Annotated in this window: 13 protein-coding genes and 1 pseudogene; 8 read left to right on the top strand and 6 right to left on the bottom strand. The window is 74.6% G+C overall.

Going from position 1 to position 15,772, the window contains the following annotated elements; all coding sequences use genetic code 11:
• Positions 1 to 119 precede the first annotated feature (119 nt).
• Complete coding sequence (locus OIE69_RS32740) at positions 120 to 1,496, top strand: MFS transporter (protein WP_326577864.1); 1,377 nt, start codon at positions 120 to 122, stop codon at positions 1,494 to 1,496.
• 101 nt (positions 1,497 to 1,597) lie between these two features.
• Positions 1,598 to 1,983: pseudogene (locus tag OIE69_RS44805) on the top strand (VOC family protein).
• On the opposite strand, the gene OIE69_RS32730 reads toward OIE69_RS44805, so the two are convergent.
• The 3 genes from OIE69_RS32730 to OIE69_RS32720 form a co-directional block, all read right to left on the bottom strand.
• Positions 1,974 to 3,902 carry a helix-turn-helix domain-containing protein gene (locus OIE69_RS32730; RefSeq protein WP_326577862.1) on the bottom strand — a complete coding sequence of 643 codons (1,929 nt, stop codon included), beginning with the start codon at positions 3,900 to 3,902 and terminating at the stop codon, positions 1,974 to 1,976. The pseudogene OIE69_RS44805 and the gene OIE69_RS32730 overlap by 10 nt on opposite strands.
• A gap of 66 nt (positions 3,903 to 3,968) precedes the next feature.
• Positions 3,969 to 4,793 (bottom strand): 3-hydroxybutyrate dehydrogenase, encoded by an 825-nt coding sequence (locus tag OIE69_RS32725; protein WP_326577861.1) that lies wholly within the window; start codon positions 4,791 to 4,793, stop codon positions 3,969 to 3,971.
• 85 nt (positions 4,794 to 4,878) lie between these two features.
• Positions 4,879 to 5,364, bottom strand: a complete 486-nt coding sequence (locus tag OIE69_RS32720; RefSeq protein ID WP_326577860.1) for an NUDIX hydrolase — start codon at positions 5,362 to 5,364, stop codon at positions 4,879 to 4,881.
• 157 nt (positions 5,365 to 5,521) lie between these two features.
• On the opposite strand from OIE69_RS32720, the gene OIE69_RS32715 reads away from it, so the two are divergent.
• The 5 genes from OIE69_RS32715 (at position 5,522) to yicI (ending at position 11,598) form a co-directional block, all read left to right on the top strand.
• Positions 5,522 to 6,436 carry an O-antigen ligase family protein gene (locus OIE69_RS32715; protein ID WP_326577859.1) on the top strand — a complete coding sequence of 305 codons (915 nt, stop codon included), beginning with the start codon at positions 5,522 to 5,524 and terminating at the stop codon, positions 6,434 to 6,436.
• A 29-nt stretch (positions 6,437 to 6,465) separates the two neighbouring features.
• On the top strand, positions 6,466 to 6,588 hold the full coding sequence (locus tag OIE69_RS32710) for a hypothetical protein (protein WP_326577858.1): 123 nt from the start codon (positions 6,466 to 6,468) through the stop codon (positions 6,586 to 6,588).
• Between the two features lie 147 nt (positions 6,589 to 6,735).
• Entirely contained in the window at positions 6,736 to 7,773 is a 1,038-nt protein-coding gene (locus tag OIE69_RS32705; protein WP_326577857.1) for a LacI family DNA-binding transcriptional regulator, read from the top strand.
• A 91-nt stretch (positions 7,774 to 7,864) separates the two neighbouring features.
• Positions 7,865 to 9,262, top strand: a complete 1,398-nt coding sequence (locus OIE69_RS32700; protein WP_326577856.1) for a GH1 family beta-glucosidase — start codon at positions 7,865 to 7,867, stop codon at positions 9,260 to 9,262.
• The gene (gene yicI, locus OIE69_RS32695; protein ID WP_326577855.1) at positions 9,259 to 11,598 is read left to right on the top strand and encodes an alpha-xylosidase; all 2,340 of its coding nucleotides are present in this window, start codon (positions 9,259 to 9,261) and stop codon (positions 11,596 to 11,598) included. Before OIE69_RS32700 ends, yicI begins: the two co-directional genes overlap by 4 nt.
• Positions 11,599 to 11,645: 47 nt before the next feature.
• On the opposite strand, the gene OIE69_RS32690 is transcribed toward yicI, so the two are convergent.
• Complete coding sequence (locus tag OIE69_RS32690) at positions 11,646 to 12,173, bottom strand: hypothetical protein (protein ID WP_326577854.1); 528 nt, start codon at positions 12,171 to 12,173, stop codon at positions 11,646 to 11,648.
• 113 nt (positions 12,174 to 12,286) lie between these two features.
• Positions 12,287 to 13,078, bottom strand: coding sequence for a glutamate racemase (locus OIE69_RS32685; RefSeq protein ID WP_326577853.1), 792 nt, complete (start codon positions 13,076 to 13,078; stop codon positions 12,287 to 12,289).
• A 96-nt stretch (positions 13,079 to 13,174) separates the two neighbouring features.
• Here OIE69_RS32685 and OIE69_RS32680 point away from each other — a divergent pair, with 96 nt between their 5' ends.
• The gene (locus OIE69_RS32680) at positions 13,175 to 14,356 is read left to right on the top strand and encodes a glycosyltransferase (RefSeq protein ID WP_326577852.1); all 1,182 of its coding nucleotides are present in this window, start codon (positions 13,175 to 13,177) and stop codon (positions 14,354 to 14,356) included.
• On the opposite strand, the gene OIE69_RS32675 is transcribed toward OIE69_RS32680, so the two are convergent.
• Positions 14,320 to 15,462 (bottom strand): glycosyltransferase family 4 protein, encoded by a 1,143-nt coding sequence (locus OIE69_RS32675; RefSeq protein ID WP_326577851.1) that lies wholly within the window; start codon positions 15,460 to 15,462, stop codon positions 14,320 to 14,322. The genes OIE69_RS32680 and OIE69_RS32675 overlap by 37 nt on opposite strands.
• Positions 15,463 to 15,772 lie beyond the last annotated feature (310 nt).

The following is a 15,772-nucleotide window of genomic DNA, read 5'->3' as shown; positions in this document are numbered from 1 at the left end:
CCCGCCCGGATACCCGGGGGCGCAACTGTGGTGTTCCACCACATGGGAGCGTGACGTGGCCGTTTCTACGGTGTGGCGACATCGGAAACGTCCCCGTCCCCCGCCCGGAAGTGGTGACCATGGCAACCCCGGCACCCGCGCCCACCGCACCCGGCTCGCTCCGCAGAATCGTCGCGGCGAGCCTCATCGGCACCACCATCGAGTGGTACGACTTCTTCCTCTACGGCTCCGCCGCCGCGCTGGTCTTCAACAAGCTGTTCTTCCCCAACGAGGAACCCCTGGTCGGCACGCTGCTGTCGTTCCTCACCTACGCGGTCGGCTTCGCCGCCCGCCCGGTCGGCGCCCTCGTCTTCGGCCACTACGGGGACCGTCTCGGCCGCAAGCGGCTGCTCGTGCTGAGCCTGCTGCTCATGGGCGGCGCGACCTTCTGCATCGGCCTGCTGCCCACGTTCGGGACGATCGGCGTCGCCGCGCCGGTGCTGCTCACCGTGCTCCGGCTGGTGCAGGGCTTCGCGCTCGGCGGTGAGTGGGGCGGCGCGGTGCTGCTGGTGTCGGAGCACGGCGACGCGAAGCGGCGCGGCTTCTGGGCGTCGTGGCCGCAGACGGGTGCGCCGGCCGGCCAGCTGCTCGCCACCGGCGTGCTGTCCGCGCTGACCGCGCTGCTCTCGGACGACGCCTTCACCTCGTGGGGCTGGCGCATCCCGTTCCTGCTCTCGGGCGTCCTCGTGATGGTGGGGCTGTGGATCCGGCTGTCGGTCGACGAGTCGCCCGTGTTCAAGGCGGCGCTGGCCAGGGCGGAGGCGCGCAAGGCCGAGGAGTCCGCGATCGAGCGGCTGCCGCTGGTGTCGGTGCTCCGTGACCACTGGCGGGACGTCCTGGTGGCGATGGGCGCCCGCATGGCGGAGAACATCAGCTACTACGTCATCACCGCCTTCGTGCTCGTCTACTCCGTCGAGCACGCGGCCCTGGGGAAGCAGACCGCGCTCAACGCCGTGCTCATCGCCTCCGCGGTGCACTTCGCCGTGATCCCTGCCTGGGGCGCGCTCTCCGACCGCGTAGGGCGCAGGCCGGTGTATCTGCTGGGTGCGGCGGGTGTGGGACTGTGGGCCTTCCCCTTCTTCGCGCTGATCGACACGAAGAGCTTCCCCGCCCTGCTGCTGGCCGTCACGGGCGGACTGGTGCTGCACGGTGCGATGTACGCGCCGCAGGCGGCCTTCTTCTCGGAGATGTTCGCGACCCGCATGCGGTACTCCGGCGCCTCCATCGGCGCCCAGTTCGCCTCCGTGGCCGCGGGCGCCCCGGCGCCGCTCATCGCGACCGCGCTGCTCGCGGCCTACGACAGCTCGGTGCCGATCTCGCTGTACGTCATCGGCGCCGCGCTGCTCACGCTGGTCGCGGTCGGGGTGGCCAAGGAGACGCGCGGCCGGGACCTCGACGCCATCGAGGCCGAGACGGCGCAGGACGCCCCGCTGGCCCGGTCCGGCCAGGCGGGCTGACCCGGGGGCGGCCACCGTCCGCACCCTCGATGCGTGGACCCCGCCGCTGTCAGTGGCGGGGTCCACTGTCGTCACCGTGGGTGACGGGAGAGCGGTGAGGGGTGCTGCACCATGTCGAGCTGTGGGTCGCGGATCTGGAGCGCGCGGACGCCGAGTTGGGGCTGGCTGCTGGGCCAGCTCGGCTACGTCCGGTACCCGCGGTGGGAGGCCGTGCGCAGCCGGCGGCTGGGGGCGACCTATATCGTCGTCGAGCGGTCGCCGGATCTCCTCGGGGGGCCGCACGAACGCCGCAGGGCGGGGCTGAACCACCTCGCCTTCCATACGCGCGGAGCTGGGCGCGCTGGTGACGCGCTCGCCGCTGCACGGCTGGACGCTGATGTTCCCGGAGCTGCATCCCCACGCCGGCGGCGAGGAGCAGTACGCCGCCTATCCGGAGAACGGCGACGGGTTCGAGGTGGAGCTGGTCGCGGGCGCGGTTCAGTCCTGACCGGCGGTACCGGGCGGGTCCGGCCGCCCGGCCGCGAGCCGGTGCAGGCGCAGCGCGAGCTGGATCTCCAGCGCGCGCTCCGGGGACTGCCAGTCGGTGCCGAGCAGGTGGGAGATGCGCTCCAGTCGCTGCGCGACGGTGTTGACGTGCACGTGGAGGGCGTCCTTGGTGCGTACCGGGCTCATGCCGCTGGCGAAGTAGGCGTCCAGGGTGCGCACGAGATCGGTGCCCCGGCGGCCGTCGTAGTCGGCGACGGCGCCGATCGTGCGGTGCACAAAGCCGTCGACGTCGCGCGACCCGGTCAGCAGCAGTCCGAGGAACCCGAAGTCGTCGCCCGCGGCGCCCTCCCCCGCCCTGCCGAGGGCGCGCAGCGTGTCACCGCAGCGCTGCGCCTCCGCGTAGGCCAGGGCGACGGCGCCGGGAGCGCCGGCCGGCGTGAGGACGGGGCCCGAGGCCCCCACGGTGACGGCCGCCTGGACCGCCGTGCCCAGCTGCTGGGCGATGCGGCGGGCGGTGGCGGAGGCGTCGGAGCCCGGCTCCAGCGGGAGCATCAGCACCGTGCCGCCGTCGCGCGCGGCGGCCAGGCCCCGCCGTGTGGCGGCGAGGTGGGAGGCGGCCGACCAGAGCCGCTGCCGGTCGGCGGCGGCTCCGGCGTGCTCCTCGTCGACGCGGGCGGCGAGCACGACGTGCGGGGCGTCGAGGTCGGCGCGGAGCCTGCCCGCGCGTTCGCGCAGCAGTCCGGGGTCGCGGTGCGGTGCGTCGAGCAGGTCGTCCAGGAGTTCGCCGCGGAAGCGCTGCTCGGCCTCGGCGGCGGTGCGCCGGGCGAGCAGCAGCAGGGACGTGACCATCGCGGCCCGCTCCAGGGTTCGCTGGTCGACGGGGTCGAGTCCGGGGTGGCCGTGCAGCACGAGGGCGCCCAGCAGTTCGCCGCCCGCGGTGACGGCGGCCGTCCAGGTCTCGCCCTGCCGTACGGCGTGGCCGTCCTTCCGGGAGCGGGCGACGGCGTCGGCGAGCGCGTCGGGGACGGGGTCGCGCTCGGTGCCGACGACCCGCACCGTCCCGGAGAGCACCTCGGCGACGGCGTCCGCGACGTCGTCCACGCCGCCGCCGCGCAGGACGAGCTCGGTGAGCCGGTCGTGCACCTCGGAGGCCCGTTCCAGCACGGCGCTGTGGTTGCGGATGGTCTCGTTGGCGGTGCCGAGGTCGGCGAGCGCGGAGCGCGTCTCGTCCAGCAGGTTCGCGGTGTCGATGGCGACGGCGGCGAGGGAGGCGAGGGAGGCGAGCAGGGCGATCTGGCCGCGTTCGAAGACCCGGGCCCGGCGGTCCGCGGCGTACAGCACGCCGATGACTCCGGTGCCCAGCACGAGGGGCACGCCGAGGATCGCCACCAGGCCCTCGTCGTGCACGGCCGAGTCGATCGGGTGGGTGTGCCGGAAGCGCTCGTCGTCGAAGTAGGAATCGGTGACGTAGGGCAGGGCGGTCTGCGCGACCAGGCCGCCGAGCCCCTCCCCCATGCCGAGCCGCACCCGCTGGAACTCGGCGGAGACCGACCCCTCGGTGACCCGCATGTAGGTGTCCCCGGCCTTGCGGTCGATCAGGCTGAGGTAGGCGACGTCCGTGCCGAGCAGCGACCTGGCCCGCTGCACGATGGCCTGCAGCACCGAGTCGAGGTCACGCAGCCCCGCGAGGTCGCCGGCCGTCTCGAAGAGCGCCGACAGCTCGGCCTCGCGCCGCCGCCGGCCCTCCAGCTCCGCCCGCACGCGCAGGGCCAGCAGCTTGGCCTGCTCCATCTCCGCGAGCACGGCGGACGGCGCGCCCTCCGCCCGGGCCGCGAGGACCGGCCGCTCGTACTCCTCGGCCGGTGCCCCGCGGGCGAGCAGCCGCAGGAAGGGTGCGTCGGAAGGGCTGTGGGGGGCCATGGTTCCGCCGTGGTCGTCGGGGGCTTCATGTGGATCGCGCGGCACGCTGTCAGGGATACCGGCAGATCAGTGCGCCGTCCATCCACCGTCCATGCTGAGCGAGGCACCAGTGATGAAGGACGCCTGCGGCGAGCAGAGATAGGCGGTGAGTTCGGCGACCTCCTCCGGCTCCACCAGCCGCTTCACGGCGGAGTCGGCGAGCATGATCTCGGTGACGACCCGCTCGGGTTCGATGCCGTGTGCGGCCGCCTGGTCGGCGATCTGCCGCTCGACGAGCGGGGTGCGCACGTAGGCGGGGCTGATGCAGTTCGAGGTGACCCCGCGCGCGGCGCCCTCCAGGGCCGCGGTCTTGGAGAGCCCCTCGAGCCCGTGCTTGGCGGAGACGTAGGCGCTCTTGTAGGCCGAGGCCCGCAGTCCGTGGACGGAGGAGATGTTCACGATCCGGCCCCAGCCCTGCCCGTACATGTGCGGCAGCGCCCCACGGATCAGCCGGAAGGGGGCCTCCAGCATCACCCGCAGCACCGTGGCGAAGACCTCGGGCGGGAAGTCCTCTATGGGGCGGACGAGCTGCAGCCCGGCGTTGTTGACCAGGATGTCGGTGCCCTCGGCGGCCTGCTCGGCGGCGTCGAGGTCGGTCAGGTCCAGGGTCAGGGTCTCGACGGCCCCGGGGCGGCCGCCCGCCGCGGCCTGTTCCGCGAGCTCGGCCAGGCCCTCGGCGTCCCGGTCCGCGGCCCGCACCTTGGCGCCGGCGGCGGCCAGGCGCAGCACGCATGCGCGGCCGATGCCGCCGGCGGCACCGGTGACGAGCGCGGTGCGTCCGTCCAGGTCCGGCACCCCGGACGGCGGGACGGGGCCTGCTGCGGGACGGGGCGCGGGGGGCGTGGGCGTCATGCACTGCAGGCTAGGCAGCGCGCGGGCCCCGACCGATGTGTGCGCCGCCCACACTCGCGTCATCACCCGTGGGGGCGGCGCACACTCACTCCGGCGGCGGTCCCGCGGGCTCGAACCAGGTGGGGCCGTCGGACAGCGCGTGCTTGAGCCGGAGCCGCCCGTGGTTGCCGAGGTCGGGCAGTCCGTCCACGTCGAACCAGCCGACGTCCAGCGACTCGTCGTCCGCGACCCGGGCCTGCCCGCCGACGGCCCGGCAGCGGAAGGTGATGTCCACGTACTGGCAGCGGTCCCCGTTGGGGTAGAGGACCGGGTCGATCGTCTGGACGAGGACGACACGCTCCGCGACCGCCCGCACCCCGGTCTCCTCCAGCACCTCGCGGACGGCGGTCGCGGCGGGTTGCTCGCCGGGTTCCGCGATGCCGCCGATGAGGGACCAACGGCCGTTGTCCGCCCGCCGGTTCAGCAGAACGCGGCCGTCGTCGTCGAGGACGACCGCCGTGACACCGGGCAGGAGCAGCTGCCGGTGGCCGACGAGGGCCCGCAGCTCGCGAAGGAATTCGGGAATCGGCACGCCGCCGAGCCTACGTCCTCCGCCAGGCACTCCCGTGGATCAGGCCCGCGAGCGCGGCACTTGCCGTTCGCGCACAGGACCTCCACATCCGAAGGCCCCAGCGGTTACGGTGACCCCCGGGGTCGGGGGGTTCCCCGGGGGTCAGGGGGTGCGGGTGATGGACACGCGAACCGGTGGCGCGCGGCCGGGCGCCGGGAGTGCCGCGGGCGGCGCGGCGGAACGCCCGCGCTCCGGATGGACGGACGCCGTCGGCGCGCTGGTCCTCGCCGGCTGCGCGGTGTGGTCGCTGGTCGCCGCGGCGGGCCGCCCGGCCCGCCCGGAAGGGGTACTCCTGGCCGTCCTCGCGGTCGCCGCCGGATACGCGGCGGGCCGCATCGGCGGCGCCCTGCGGCCGGTTGCCGTCCCCGCCGCGGCCGCCCTCACCGTGGTCGTCCTGGTGGTCGCCCTGCCCGGCCGGCTGTCCGGCGGCCCGGACACCCCGCCGCTCGGGTACGCGAACGCCGACGCCGCGCTGATGGTGCTCGCCACCGGCGCCGCCTGCTGCGCCGCCTGGGCCGCGCGGTCACGCCCGCTCCGGGTGGGCCTGCGTCTGCTCGGCGCCACCGCGGCCGGGTTCGCGCTCGCCGTCGGCTCCGCGGCGGGCTTCGCCGCGTGCCTCGGGGTGGTCCTGTGCTCCCTCGCCGCCGACCGCACGCGCCGCGCGCTCGGTCTCGCGGGCCTGGCCCTGGCCCTCGTCGTGGCGGTCGGCGGCACGTGCGCGGTCGCCGTCGACGCCCTGCCGCCCGGCCTGTCGGCCTCGCTGTCCGGGCAGCTCACCCCGGCCCGGGTCCGGCTGTGGAGCGACGCCCTGGAGACCGCCCGGGAGCATCCCGTGCGCGGGATCGGCCCGGGCCGCTTCACGGAGGCGGGCGCGGTAACGGCGCCGTCGGCGGCCGGCGCGGGCACCCCGCAGTCCGCGCCCCTGCAACTGGCGGCGGAGCAGGGGTGCCGGGCGTCGCCCTGTTCGCCGCCTCCTGCGTCTGGCTGCTCTGGGCCCTCCAGCGCTCCCCGCGCCCGACCCCCGTCGTCCTGACCGCCGCGGCCGCCCTGACCGGCCTCGCCATGCAGTCAGCCGTCGACCACGTCCTCGGCTACCCCGTCGTCACCGCCGGCGCCGGCCTCCTCGCCGGGCTCGCCACCTCCCGCCCGCTCAGCGCCACCCCGGACCACGGCGCGGGCCCGTGAGCCCCGGCCCGCCCCGCCGCCCCACGGGCCGGAAGGGCCCATTGCCTCATCACGGGGCGCCGACGTAGCATCGTGCACCGCAGTGGTGAATCGATTCGACGAATCGATTCGACAACCCGGTGCCGGTAGGGGCCGCGAAGGAGCCGCATGACCACCATCAAGGACGTCGCCCAGCGCGCCGGGGTCGCGCCCAGCACCGTGTCGTACGTCTTGAGCGGCTCTCGCAAGATCTCCGAGGACACCCGCCGCACCGTGCAGCAGGCGATCGACGAGCTCGGCTACCACCCGCGCGCCAGCGCCCGCACCCTGCGCAGCACGCGCACCAACGTGCTGGCACTCGCCCTCCCCCGCGTGGCGGGCGGCTACCGGGCGGTCGACGGGCGCTTCGCGATCGAGATCAGCGACGCGGCCCGCGCCCATGGGTACGACGTCCTGCTCATGACCGCGCAGGAGGGCGTGCCGGGGCTGCGGCGCATCGCACGCAGCGGCCAGGCGGACGCCGCGATCCTGATGGCCGTCGAGATGGACGACCCGCGCATCGCGGCCATGCTCGAACTCGGCTTCCCCGCCGCGTTGCTGGGACGGTCCGCCGACGACGCCGCGCTGCCGTGGACGGACCTGGACTGGGAGGCGGCCGCCACCCTCGCCGTCCGCGAACTCGCCGCCGCCGGCCACCGGGACATCGCGTACCTGGCCACCACCGAGCGCGAGATCCAGGCGCGGCGCGGCTACGCGATCCGGGGCCTGGACGGTGCCCGCCGTGCGGCGCCGGAGACCGGTGCCGACGTGCTCGTGCACCAGTCGACCGGGGACATGGCACGGCTGGCACGGCGCATCGGCACGCTGCTGCACGGGGAACGCCCGCCCACCGCACTGGTGGTGCAGCACGTCGCCGCGCTCCCGCACATCCTCGCCGCCGTGGCGGCGGAGGGGCTGCGGGTGCCCGAGGACCTGACGGTCGTGGCGGTCGGCAACCTCCCCGACGACCTGGGGGGTCAGGACCTGCCGCGGATCGAACTGCCCGTCCCGGGGATGTCCGCCGCGGTGACACGGCTCGCCGCGGAGGCCATCGCCGCCCGCGCGCAGGGCACGTCCCCCACCCCGCCCGGGCACCTGCTGATCCCCCCGGCGTTCGTGCCGGGCCCGCGGATCGCCCCGCCCGGCCCACGTGCGGCGAACGCCTGAACCCGGCGCCGTCCGCCCGCCGTTCCGGGCCACCGTTCTTCGTTCCCACCCGACCGACCGCAATCCACCCGAGCCCAGGGAGCACACCCCCATGTCCACCGATTTCCCGGTCTTCCCGCCCGGCTTCCGCTTCGGTGCCGCCACCGCCGCCTACCAGATCGAGGGCGCCCACGACGAGGACGGCCGCGGGCCGTCCATCTGGGACACCTTCAGCCACACCCCGGGCCGCACCGCCGAGGGCGCCACCGGTGACGTGGCCTGCGACCACTACCACCGTCACGCCGAGGACGTACGCCTCCTCACCGACCTGGGCGTCGACTCCTACCGCTTCTCCGTCTCCTGGCCGCGTGTCGTCCCGCAGGGCCGCGGCGCCGTCAACGGCAAGGGCCTGGACTTCTACGACCGCCTCACCGACGACCTGCTCGCCGCGGGCATCTCCCCCGCCGTGACGCTCTACCACTGGGACCTCCCGCAGGCCCTGGAGGACGAGGGCGGCTGGCGCAACCGCGCGACGGCCGAGGCCTTCGCCGAGTACACGGCCGCCGTGGCCGAGCGGCTCGGGGACCGCGTGGAGCGCTGGATCACCCTCAACGAGCCCTACTGCTCGGCCTTCGTCGGCTACGCCGAGGGCCGGCACGCCCCCGGCGCCCAGGAGGGCACCGGCGCGCTGGCCGCCGCCCACCACCTGCTGCTCGCCCACGGCCTGGCCGTGCGCGCCCTGCGCGAGGCGGGTGCCCGCGAGGTCGGCATCACCCTCAACCTCGACCGGATCGAGGCCGCGAGCGACTCCGCCGCGGACCTGGCCGCGCTGCGCCGGGCCGTGACGCTGCACAACGACACGTGGACCGAGCCGCTGTTCGCCGGCCGCTACCCCACGGGCGAGGCCGAGACGTGGGGCGCGCTCGCGGACGGCTCGTACCGCCGCGAGGGCGACCTGGAGGTCATCGGGGCGCCGCTGGACTTCGTGGGCCTCAACTTCTACCGCCCCCTCACCGTCGTCGACGCCCCGCACCGCGAGCCCGACCCGGCCCGCCGTACCGCCGTCGACATCGGCGTGCGCGAGACCGACCCGTACGGGACGCGGCACACCACCATGGGCTGGCCCGTCGTCCCGGAGTCCTTCACGGCACTGCTGCTGGAGCTCAAGGAGCGCTACCCCTCGCTGCCGCCCGCCTTCATCACGGAGAACGGCTCGGCCGAGGCCGACGTGGTCTCCCCCGACGGCCGCGTCGACGACTCCGACCGCGTCGCCTACCTGCGCGACCACCTCCACGCGCTCCTCGCCGCGATGGACGCGGGCATGGACGTGCGCGGCTACTACGTCTGGTCGCTGCTGGACAACTTCGAGTGGGCCCGCGGCTACGGCCAGCGCTTCGGCATCGTGCACGTCGACTACGACAACGACGCCAAGCGCACGCCCAAGGCCAGTTACGGCTGGTACCGCGACCTGATCGGCGCCCACCGGGCGGGACGGCAGGAGCAGTCGTGAAGTTCACCGACGGCTTCTGGATGATGCGCCCGGGCGTCACGGCGAAGTACGCGACCTCCGTCGCCGACGCCTCGGTCGCGGACGACCGGATCGTCCTGCACGCCCCGGTGAAACCGGTGCACCGGCGCGGCGACACGCTCAACAGCCCGCTGCTGACGGTGGAATGCTGGTCACCCGCCGAGGGCGTGATCGGCGTACGGACCACCCACCACGCCGGGAAGGTCCGGCGCGGCCCGGAGTTCGGCCTGCCGGGCGCCACGGACGGTGGCGCCGGGAAGACCTCCCGCGACGGCTCGGTGCTCGAACTGGCCTCGGGCGGGCTGACCCTGCGCGTCGACACCTCCGCCCCGTGGCAGCTGGGCTTCACGGCGGGCGGCCGCACCCTCACCTCGGCCGGCGCCCGCGGCACGGGATTCGTCACCGACGCGGACGACCGGCACTTCATGGTCGCCCAGCTGTCGCTCGGCGTCGGCGAACTGGTGTACGGGCTCGGCGAGCGCTTCACCCCGTTCGTCAAGAACGGCCAGACCGTGGACATCTGGCAGGCGGACGGCGGCACGATCAGCGAGCAGGCCTACAAGAACGTCCCCTTCCACCTCACCAACCGCGGCTACGGCGTCTTCGTCAACCACCCCGGCAAGGTCTCGTACGAGGTCGGCTCCGAGGTCGTCGACCAGGTGCAGTTCAGCGTCGAGGACCAGTCTCTGGAGTACTTCGTCGTCCACGGGTCCACCCCGAAGGAGATCCTGGCCCGCTACACGGCCCTCACCGGCCGCCCCGCGCTGCCGCCGGCCTGGTCGTTCGGCCTGTGGCTGTCGACCTCCTTCACCACCTCCTACGACGAGGCGACCGTCAGCCACTTCGTGCAGGGGATGGCGGACCGCGGGATCCCCCTGAGCGTCTTCCACTTCGACTGCTTCTGGATGCGCGAGTACCAGTGGAGCGATTTCACCTGGGACGCGGAGGTCTTCCCCGACCCCGAGGGCATGCTCGCCCGGCTCAAGGAGCGCGGGCTGCGCGTCTCCGCCTGGATCAACCCGTACATCGCGCAGAAGTCGGCGCTCTTCGCGGAGGGCATGCGCGAGGGCTTCCTCGTCATGCGGCCGAACGGCGACGTGTGGCAGTGGGACCTGTGGCAGCCGGGGATGGCGCTGGTCGACTTCACCAACCCCGCCGCCCGCGCCTGGTACGCGGAGAAGCTGCGCGCGCTGCTGCGGCAGGGCGTCGACGTCTTCAAGACCGACTTCGGCGAGCGCATCCCGGTCGACGTGGTGTGGCACGACGGCTCCGACCCGGAGCGGATGCACAACTACTACGCGCAGCTCTACAACCAGGTCGTCTTCGACCTGGTGCGCGAGGAGCGCGGCGAGGGCGAGGCGGTGCTCTTCGCCCGCTCGGCGACCGCGGGCGGGCAGCAGTTCCCGGTGCACTGGGGCGGCGACTGCGAGTCGACGTTCACGGCGATGGCGGACAGCCTGCGCGGCGGTCTGTCGCTGGGACTGTCGGGCTTCGGCTTCTGGAGCCACGACATCGGCGGTTTCGAGGGGACGCCGGACCCGGCGCTGTTCAAGCGCTGGGTGCAGTTCGGCCTGCTGTCCTCGCACAGCCGGCTGCACGGCAGCAAGTCCTACCGCGTGCCGTGGGAGTTCGGGGAGGAGGCGGTCGCCGTCACCCGCGACTTCACCCGGCTGAAGAACCGCCTCATGCCGTACCTGTTCCGGGCGGCGCTGCAGGCCCGTGACGAGGGCACGCCGATGATGCGGGCGATGGTGCTGGAGTTCCCCGACGACCCGGCCTGCCACCACCTCGACCGGCAGTACATGCTCGGCGACGACGTGCTGGTCGCCCCGGTCCTCAGCGCGGACGGCGAGGTCGAGTACTACGTACCGGCCGGCACCTGGACGCACCTGCTGACCGGCGAGCGCGTGGAGGGCCCGGGCTGGCGGCGCGAGACGCACGGCTTCGACTCGCTCCCGCTGCTGGCCAGGCCCGGCTCGGTGGTGCCCTTCGGCGCCGCCGAGGAGGCCCCGGAGTCCGACTGGGCGGACGGGGTCACCCTTCGGGTGCACGCCCCGGCCGACGGCGGCGCGACGGTCACCGCCGTGCCGGCTCCGGACGGCTCGACGGCCGCCGTCTTCCGCGTGGGCCGTACGGGTGACACCGTCACGGTCGAGGCCCTGGGCGAGCGCCCGCCGGCCGCGCCGTGGAGCGTGCTGCTCGTCGGCGCGGACGTCACGGACGGGGTCGAGGGCGCCGTATCGGCCGAGCGCACGGAGCTGGGCGTGCTCCTGACGTGCGACGCGGGAACCGGGAGGGTGTCGGCGCGCTGGTCGTGAGTGACCGCGCGCCGGCCGCACGGGGCCTGCGCCCTGGCCCTGTCGGGCTACGGGAGCAGGCCCAGCCGGCTGCGGATGGCCTGGACGGCGCCCTCGGCGTCGTCGACGGTGACGGTGAAGTACCGGCCGTTGTCGAGGTCGATCACGACACCGGGCCCGCGGCGGACGACGACCGCGGTGCCCTGCTCGGGCCGCCATCGGTATCCCCAGCCGCCCCAGTGGCGGGGGCTGACGACAGGGGCGAGGTGGGCGTCGTTGATCTCCTCCCACCGGATCCGGCGGCGGGGCACGCCGATGTGGCCGCAGCGCACCTGGAGCCCGTCACGGTCCACGTTCACGCGCACATGCGTGAACGCGAGGGTTCCGAACAGCACCAGCAGCCCCGCTGCGATGCAGCCCACCACCGACATGACCAGCGGCACTGTGCCCGAGGTGTAGGGCGAGGTCACGGCGAGCTCGATGCCGAGCGCCATGCAGGCCGCCCCCGCGGCTGCGAGGAGCCACTGGAACCGGTTGCTCGCGTGGCCTGTCCACACCTGGGATGTACGCGCGTCGTCACGCTGCGCGTCCGTCATAGTCCGCAGCCTACTCATCCCACGGCGTATTGGCACCGTTGCACGGGGAGATACGCCGAGATGGACCGGCGCGCCGGGGCCCGGGGGGCGTGCGGCGTGGATCGCGGGGCGGGTCAGCGCGCCTCGGCCGCCGCGGGTGCGACGGCGGCGGCGCCGAGGGAGCGGCCCTCGGCGTAGGCCAGGGCCTCGGGTGTGACGCCGCCCGCCCGGCCGCTGAGGATCACCGCGAGGTTTCCGGTGGGTGCCGCGTCCGGCCGCGGCTCGGCGCCGATCCGGCGGAGCGTCTGGGCGGCGACGGCGTCGGCCGAGCCGTACAGCAGTGCGGGGGCCGCCAGCGCGGCCCGGATGCGGTCGGCGACCAGCTCGTAGTGCGTGCAGCCGAGGACGACCGCCTCGACGTCGGAGGGCGTGAGCGCGGCCGCCGCGGCGACGGCGGCGGCCGTCGCGGCCTCGTCGGCCCGGTCGACGGCGTCGGCGAGGCCGGGGCAGGGCACCTCGGTGATCTCGGCGCCGTTGCCGAAGTCCTCGATCAGTCCGCGCTGGTAGGGGCTGCCGGTGGTCGCCGGGGTCGCCCAGATCGCCACCTTGCGGGCCCCGGCGGCGGCCGGCTTGATCGCCGGGACGGTGCCGATGACCGGGACCGCGGGTTCGAGGGCCGCGCGCAGTGCGGGCAGCGCGTGCACGGTGGCGGTGTTGCAGGCCACGATCAGCGCTTGCGGGCGGTGCCCGGCGGCGGCGAGGGCGCAGGCCAGGGCGTGCGCGGTGACGTCCTCGGGAGTGCGCGGGCCCCAGGGCATGCCGTCGGGGTCGGAGGAGAGCACCAGGTCCGCGTCGGGCCGCAGCCGGCGGATGGCGGCGGCCGCGGCGAGCAGGCCGATACCGGAGTCCATCAGCGCGATCTTCACGGGGCACAACCTTACGCGATGCGATTGTCGGCCCGCTCTGCGGCCGTACCGGGGGAAATGACGCACGCGGGAGGGCCACGGCGGCAGACTGCCCGAGTGACGTGGCTGACGTGGGTGACCGTGGTGTCGTTGCTGGCGTGGGTGTGGCTGCTGCTGGCGCAGGGGCTGTTCTGGCGGACGGACGTACGGCTGCCGGCCGTCGCGGCGGAGCCGCGGGAGTGGCCGGACGTGGCGGTGGTCGTCCCGGCGCGGGACGAGGCGGAGGTGCTGCCGCGGAGCCTGCCGAGCGTCCTGGCGCAGCGCTACCCGGGACGCGCCGAGGTCGTCCTGGTGGACGACGGCAGCAGCGACGGCACCGGGGCACTGGCCCGCGGGCTGGCGGACCGGGCGGACGGGCTGCCGTTGCGCGTGGTCTCGCCGGGGCCCGTCCCGGAGGGCTGGACGGGGAAGCTGTGGGCGGTGCGGCACGGCATCGAGATGGCCACCTCGTCCGGCGGCCCGGAGTTCCTGCTGCTGACGGACGCCGACATCGCGCACGGTCCGGACTCGTTGCGCCGCCTGGTCGCCGCGGCTGAGGGCGCCGGTCTGGACATGGTGTCGCAGATGGCCCGGCTGCGGGTCGCCACCACCTGGGAACGGCTGATCGTCCCCGCCTTCGTCTACTTCTTCGCGCAGCTGTACCCGTTCCGCCGGGTGAACCGGCCGCGCGCCAGCACCGCCGCGGCCGCCGGCGGATGCGTGCTGATCCGCCGCTCGGCAGTGGAGCGGGCGGGGGTGCCCGACGCGATCCGGCACGCGGTGATCGACGACGTGGCGCTGGCCCGCGCCGTCAAGCGGACCGGCGGCCGGATCTGGCTGGGCCTGGCCGACGAGGTCGACAGCGTCCGCCCCTACCCGGGCCTGGCCGAGCTGTGGCGGATGGTGTCGCGGAGCGCGTACGCGCAGCTGCGGCACAGCGCGGTCCTCCTGGCCGGCACGGTGCTCGGCCTGCTGCTGGTGTACGTGGTCCCGCCGCTCGCCGCGATCGGCGGGGCGCTCGCCAGCGAGCGGTGGCTGTGCGCGGCGGGCGCGGCGGCGTGGGCCCTGATGTGCGGCACCTACCTGCCGATGCTCCGCTACTACCGGCAGCCGCCCTGGCCGGCGCTGCTGCTGCCGTTCACGGCGGTCCTCTATCTGCTGATGACGGTCGACTCGGCGGTGCAGCACGCCCGGGGCCGCGGGGCCTCGTGGAAGGGCCGCACCTATGCGCGGCCGCGGCCCGACGACGCCTCGGCGTAGACCACGGCGAGCCGGGCGCCGACGGCCGCCGTGCCGTAGCGGCGCCGGGTGCGGTCGGCGAGGACCGTGGGCCGGCGCGCGGACAGCCGGGCGGCGGCCTCCACGAGCGCCCGGCCGAGGGCGGGCGCGTCACCGGGTTCGACGAGCACCCCGCCGTCGTGCCCGACGAGTTCGGGCAGCGCGCCGGTGCGGGTCCCGACGACGGGGGTGCCGCAGCACAGCGCGTCCAGCGCGCGCACGCAGAAGCTCTCCACATGGCTCGCCATGAGGAAGAGGTCGGCGTGCGCGACGGTGTGCAGCGCCTCGGCACGGCGGCGGGCCCGCCGCACCGTGACGAAGTGGGCCACTCCGCACTTGCGTATCAGCTCGCGCACGTCGGCGGGGAGTTCGGCGGACCCCTCGGCGATGACGTCCAGCCGCAGCCGCGGGTCCTTGACCCTGGCGGTGGCGAAGGCGTGGACCAGCACCTCCCAGCCCTCGTACGCCTCGAAGCGCCCGGCGGCCGCCACCCGCACCGGGTCCTGACTGATCCGGGTGCGGGCGGGCACCGGCGGCAGCAACTCGGGGCCGACGGGGTGGGGGACCAGGCGGTGCCGGCCGGGGAGCCGGAGTTCGCCGAGCCGCAGCAGCACGGCGTCACTGACCGCGAGGACGGCGGCGGCCTCGCGGTAGATCCGGGCGCGGGCCCGTCGCACGGGCCGGCCGGGGAGGGGGCGCGTGGGGTGGCCGAACAGGCAGGGGTCGTCCTCGGTGAGGACGTACGGCAGCCCGGCGGACCGTGCGAGCCGGGGCAGCAACTCCTGGGCGCCTGGCAGATGGCCGTGGAGGAGGTCGAACCGGCCGCACTCGGCCGCCTCGTGGCGCAGCACGCCCCCGACGCGGCCCGCGGTGACCCGCCGTGCCACGGCGCCGCCGTGGGGGACGGCGACCTGGTAGTGGTGCGGCCGCTCGGGATCGCGGCCGGCGTAGGGGAGCCCGCGGACGGCGGGCAGGGTCAACGCGTGGACGGCCACCACGTCGACGACGTCGGCGACGGCCGCCGCGGCCTTGTGCCATTCGTCCGGCCGTGTCGGCCGGTTCTGCCCGAAGAGCATGGCGACGCGCATGGCTCACTGTGGCATATCAGGGGCCTCCCGGGACGAAGTTCGCCGGAGTCACGGAAACGCCGCGTTCCTCCTTCGTGCGGGTGACCTGTTGGTGCGCGAGAGTGTCGGCCCCGTCACCCTCCGACACCATCCCACGGGGGTACTTCCCCGCGCCCGTGTTCCCACGTGACGAGCGGTAACGCCCCAGGCCCAGCGCCTTTACGGGATCCGAACGGCGGCCACGGACCGATTTCCTCCGATTCGATGGCAATAGGGTCCAGCCGTCACTCACTGCACATGAAATGACCTGCTAATCGGTCTCCCCAACCAG

Origin of the sequence: Actinacidiphila glaucinigra, from assembly GCF_035918135.1 — a bacterium.
Classification (GTDB): Bacteria; Actinomycetota; Actinomycetes; order Streptomycetales; family Streptomycetaceae; genus Actinacidiphila; species Actinacidiphila glaucinigra.
This window is presented reverse-complemented; position numbering and strand designations above follow the sequence as displayed.

Coding starts and splice junctions, on each gene's coding strand:
- OIE69_RS32725 (WP_326577861.1), bottom strand. CDS start 4,793: ATGACGCCCACGCCCCCCGCGCCCCGTCCCGCAGCAGGCCCCGTCCCG.
- OIE69_RS32715 (WP_326577859.1), top strand. CDS start 5,522: ATGGACACGCGAACCGGTGGCGCGCGGCCGGGCGCCGGGAGTGCCGCG.
- OIE69_RS32710 (WP_326577858.1), top strand. CDS start 6,466: ATGCAGTCAGCCGTCGACCACGTCCTCGGCTACCCCGTCGTCACCGCC.
- OIE69_RS32675 (WP_326577851.1), bottom strand. CDS start 15,462: ATGCGCGTCGCCATGCTCTTCGGGCAGAACCGGCCGACACGGCCGGAC.
- OIE69_RS32705 (WP_326577857.1), top strand. CDS start 6,736: ATGACCACCATCAAGGACGTCGCCCAGCGCGCCGGGGTCGCGCCCAGC.
- OIE69_RS32700 (WP_326577856.1), top strand. CDS start 7,865: ATGTCCACCGATTTCCCGGTCTTCCCGCCCGGCTTCCGCTTCGGTGCC.
- OIE69_RS32730 (WP_326577862.1), bottom strand. CDS start 3,902: ATGGCCCCCCACAGCCCTTCCGACGCACCCTTCCTGCGGCTGCTCGCC.
- OIE69_RS32690 (WP_326577854.1), bottom strand. CDS start 12,173: ATGACGGACGCGCAGCGTGACGACGCGCGTACATCCCAGGTGTGGACA.
- OIE69_RS32740 (WP_326577864.1), top strand. CDS start 120: ATGGCAACCCCGGCACCCGCGCCCACCGCACCCGGCTCGCTCCGCAGA.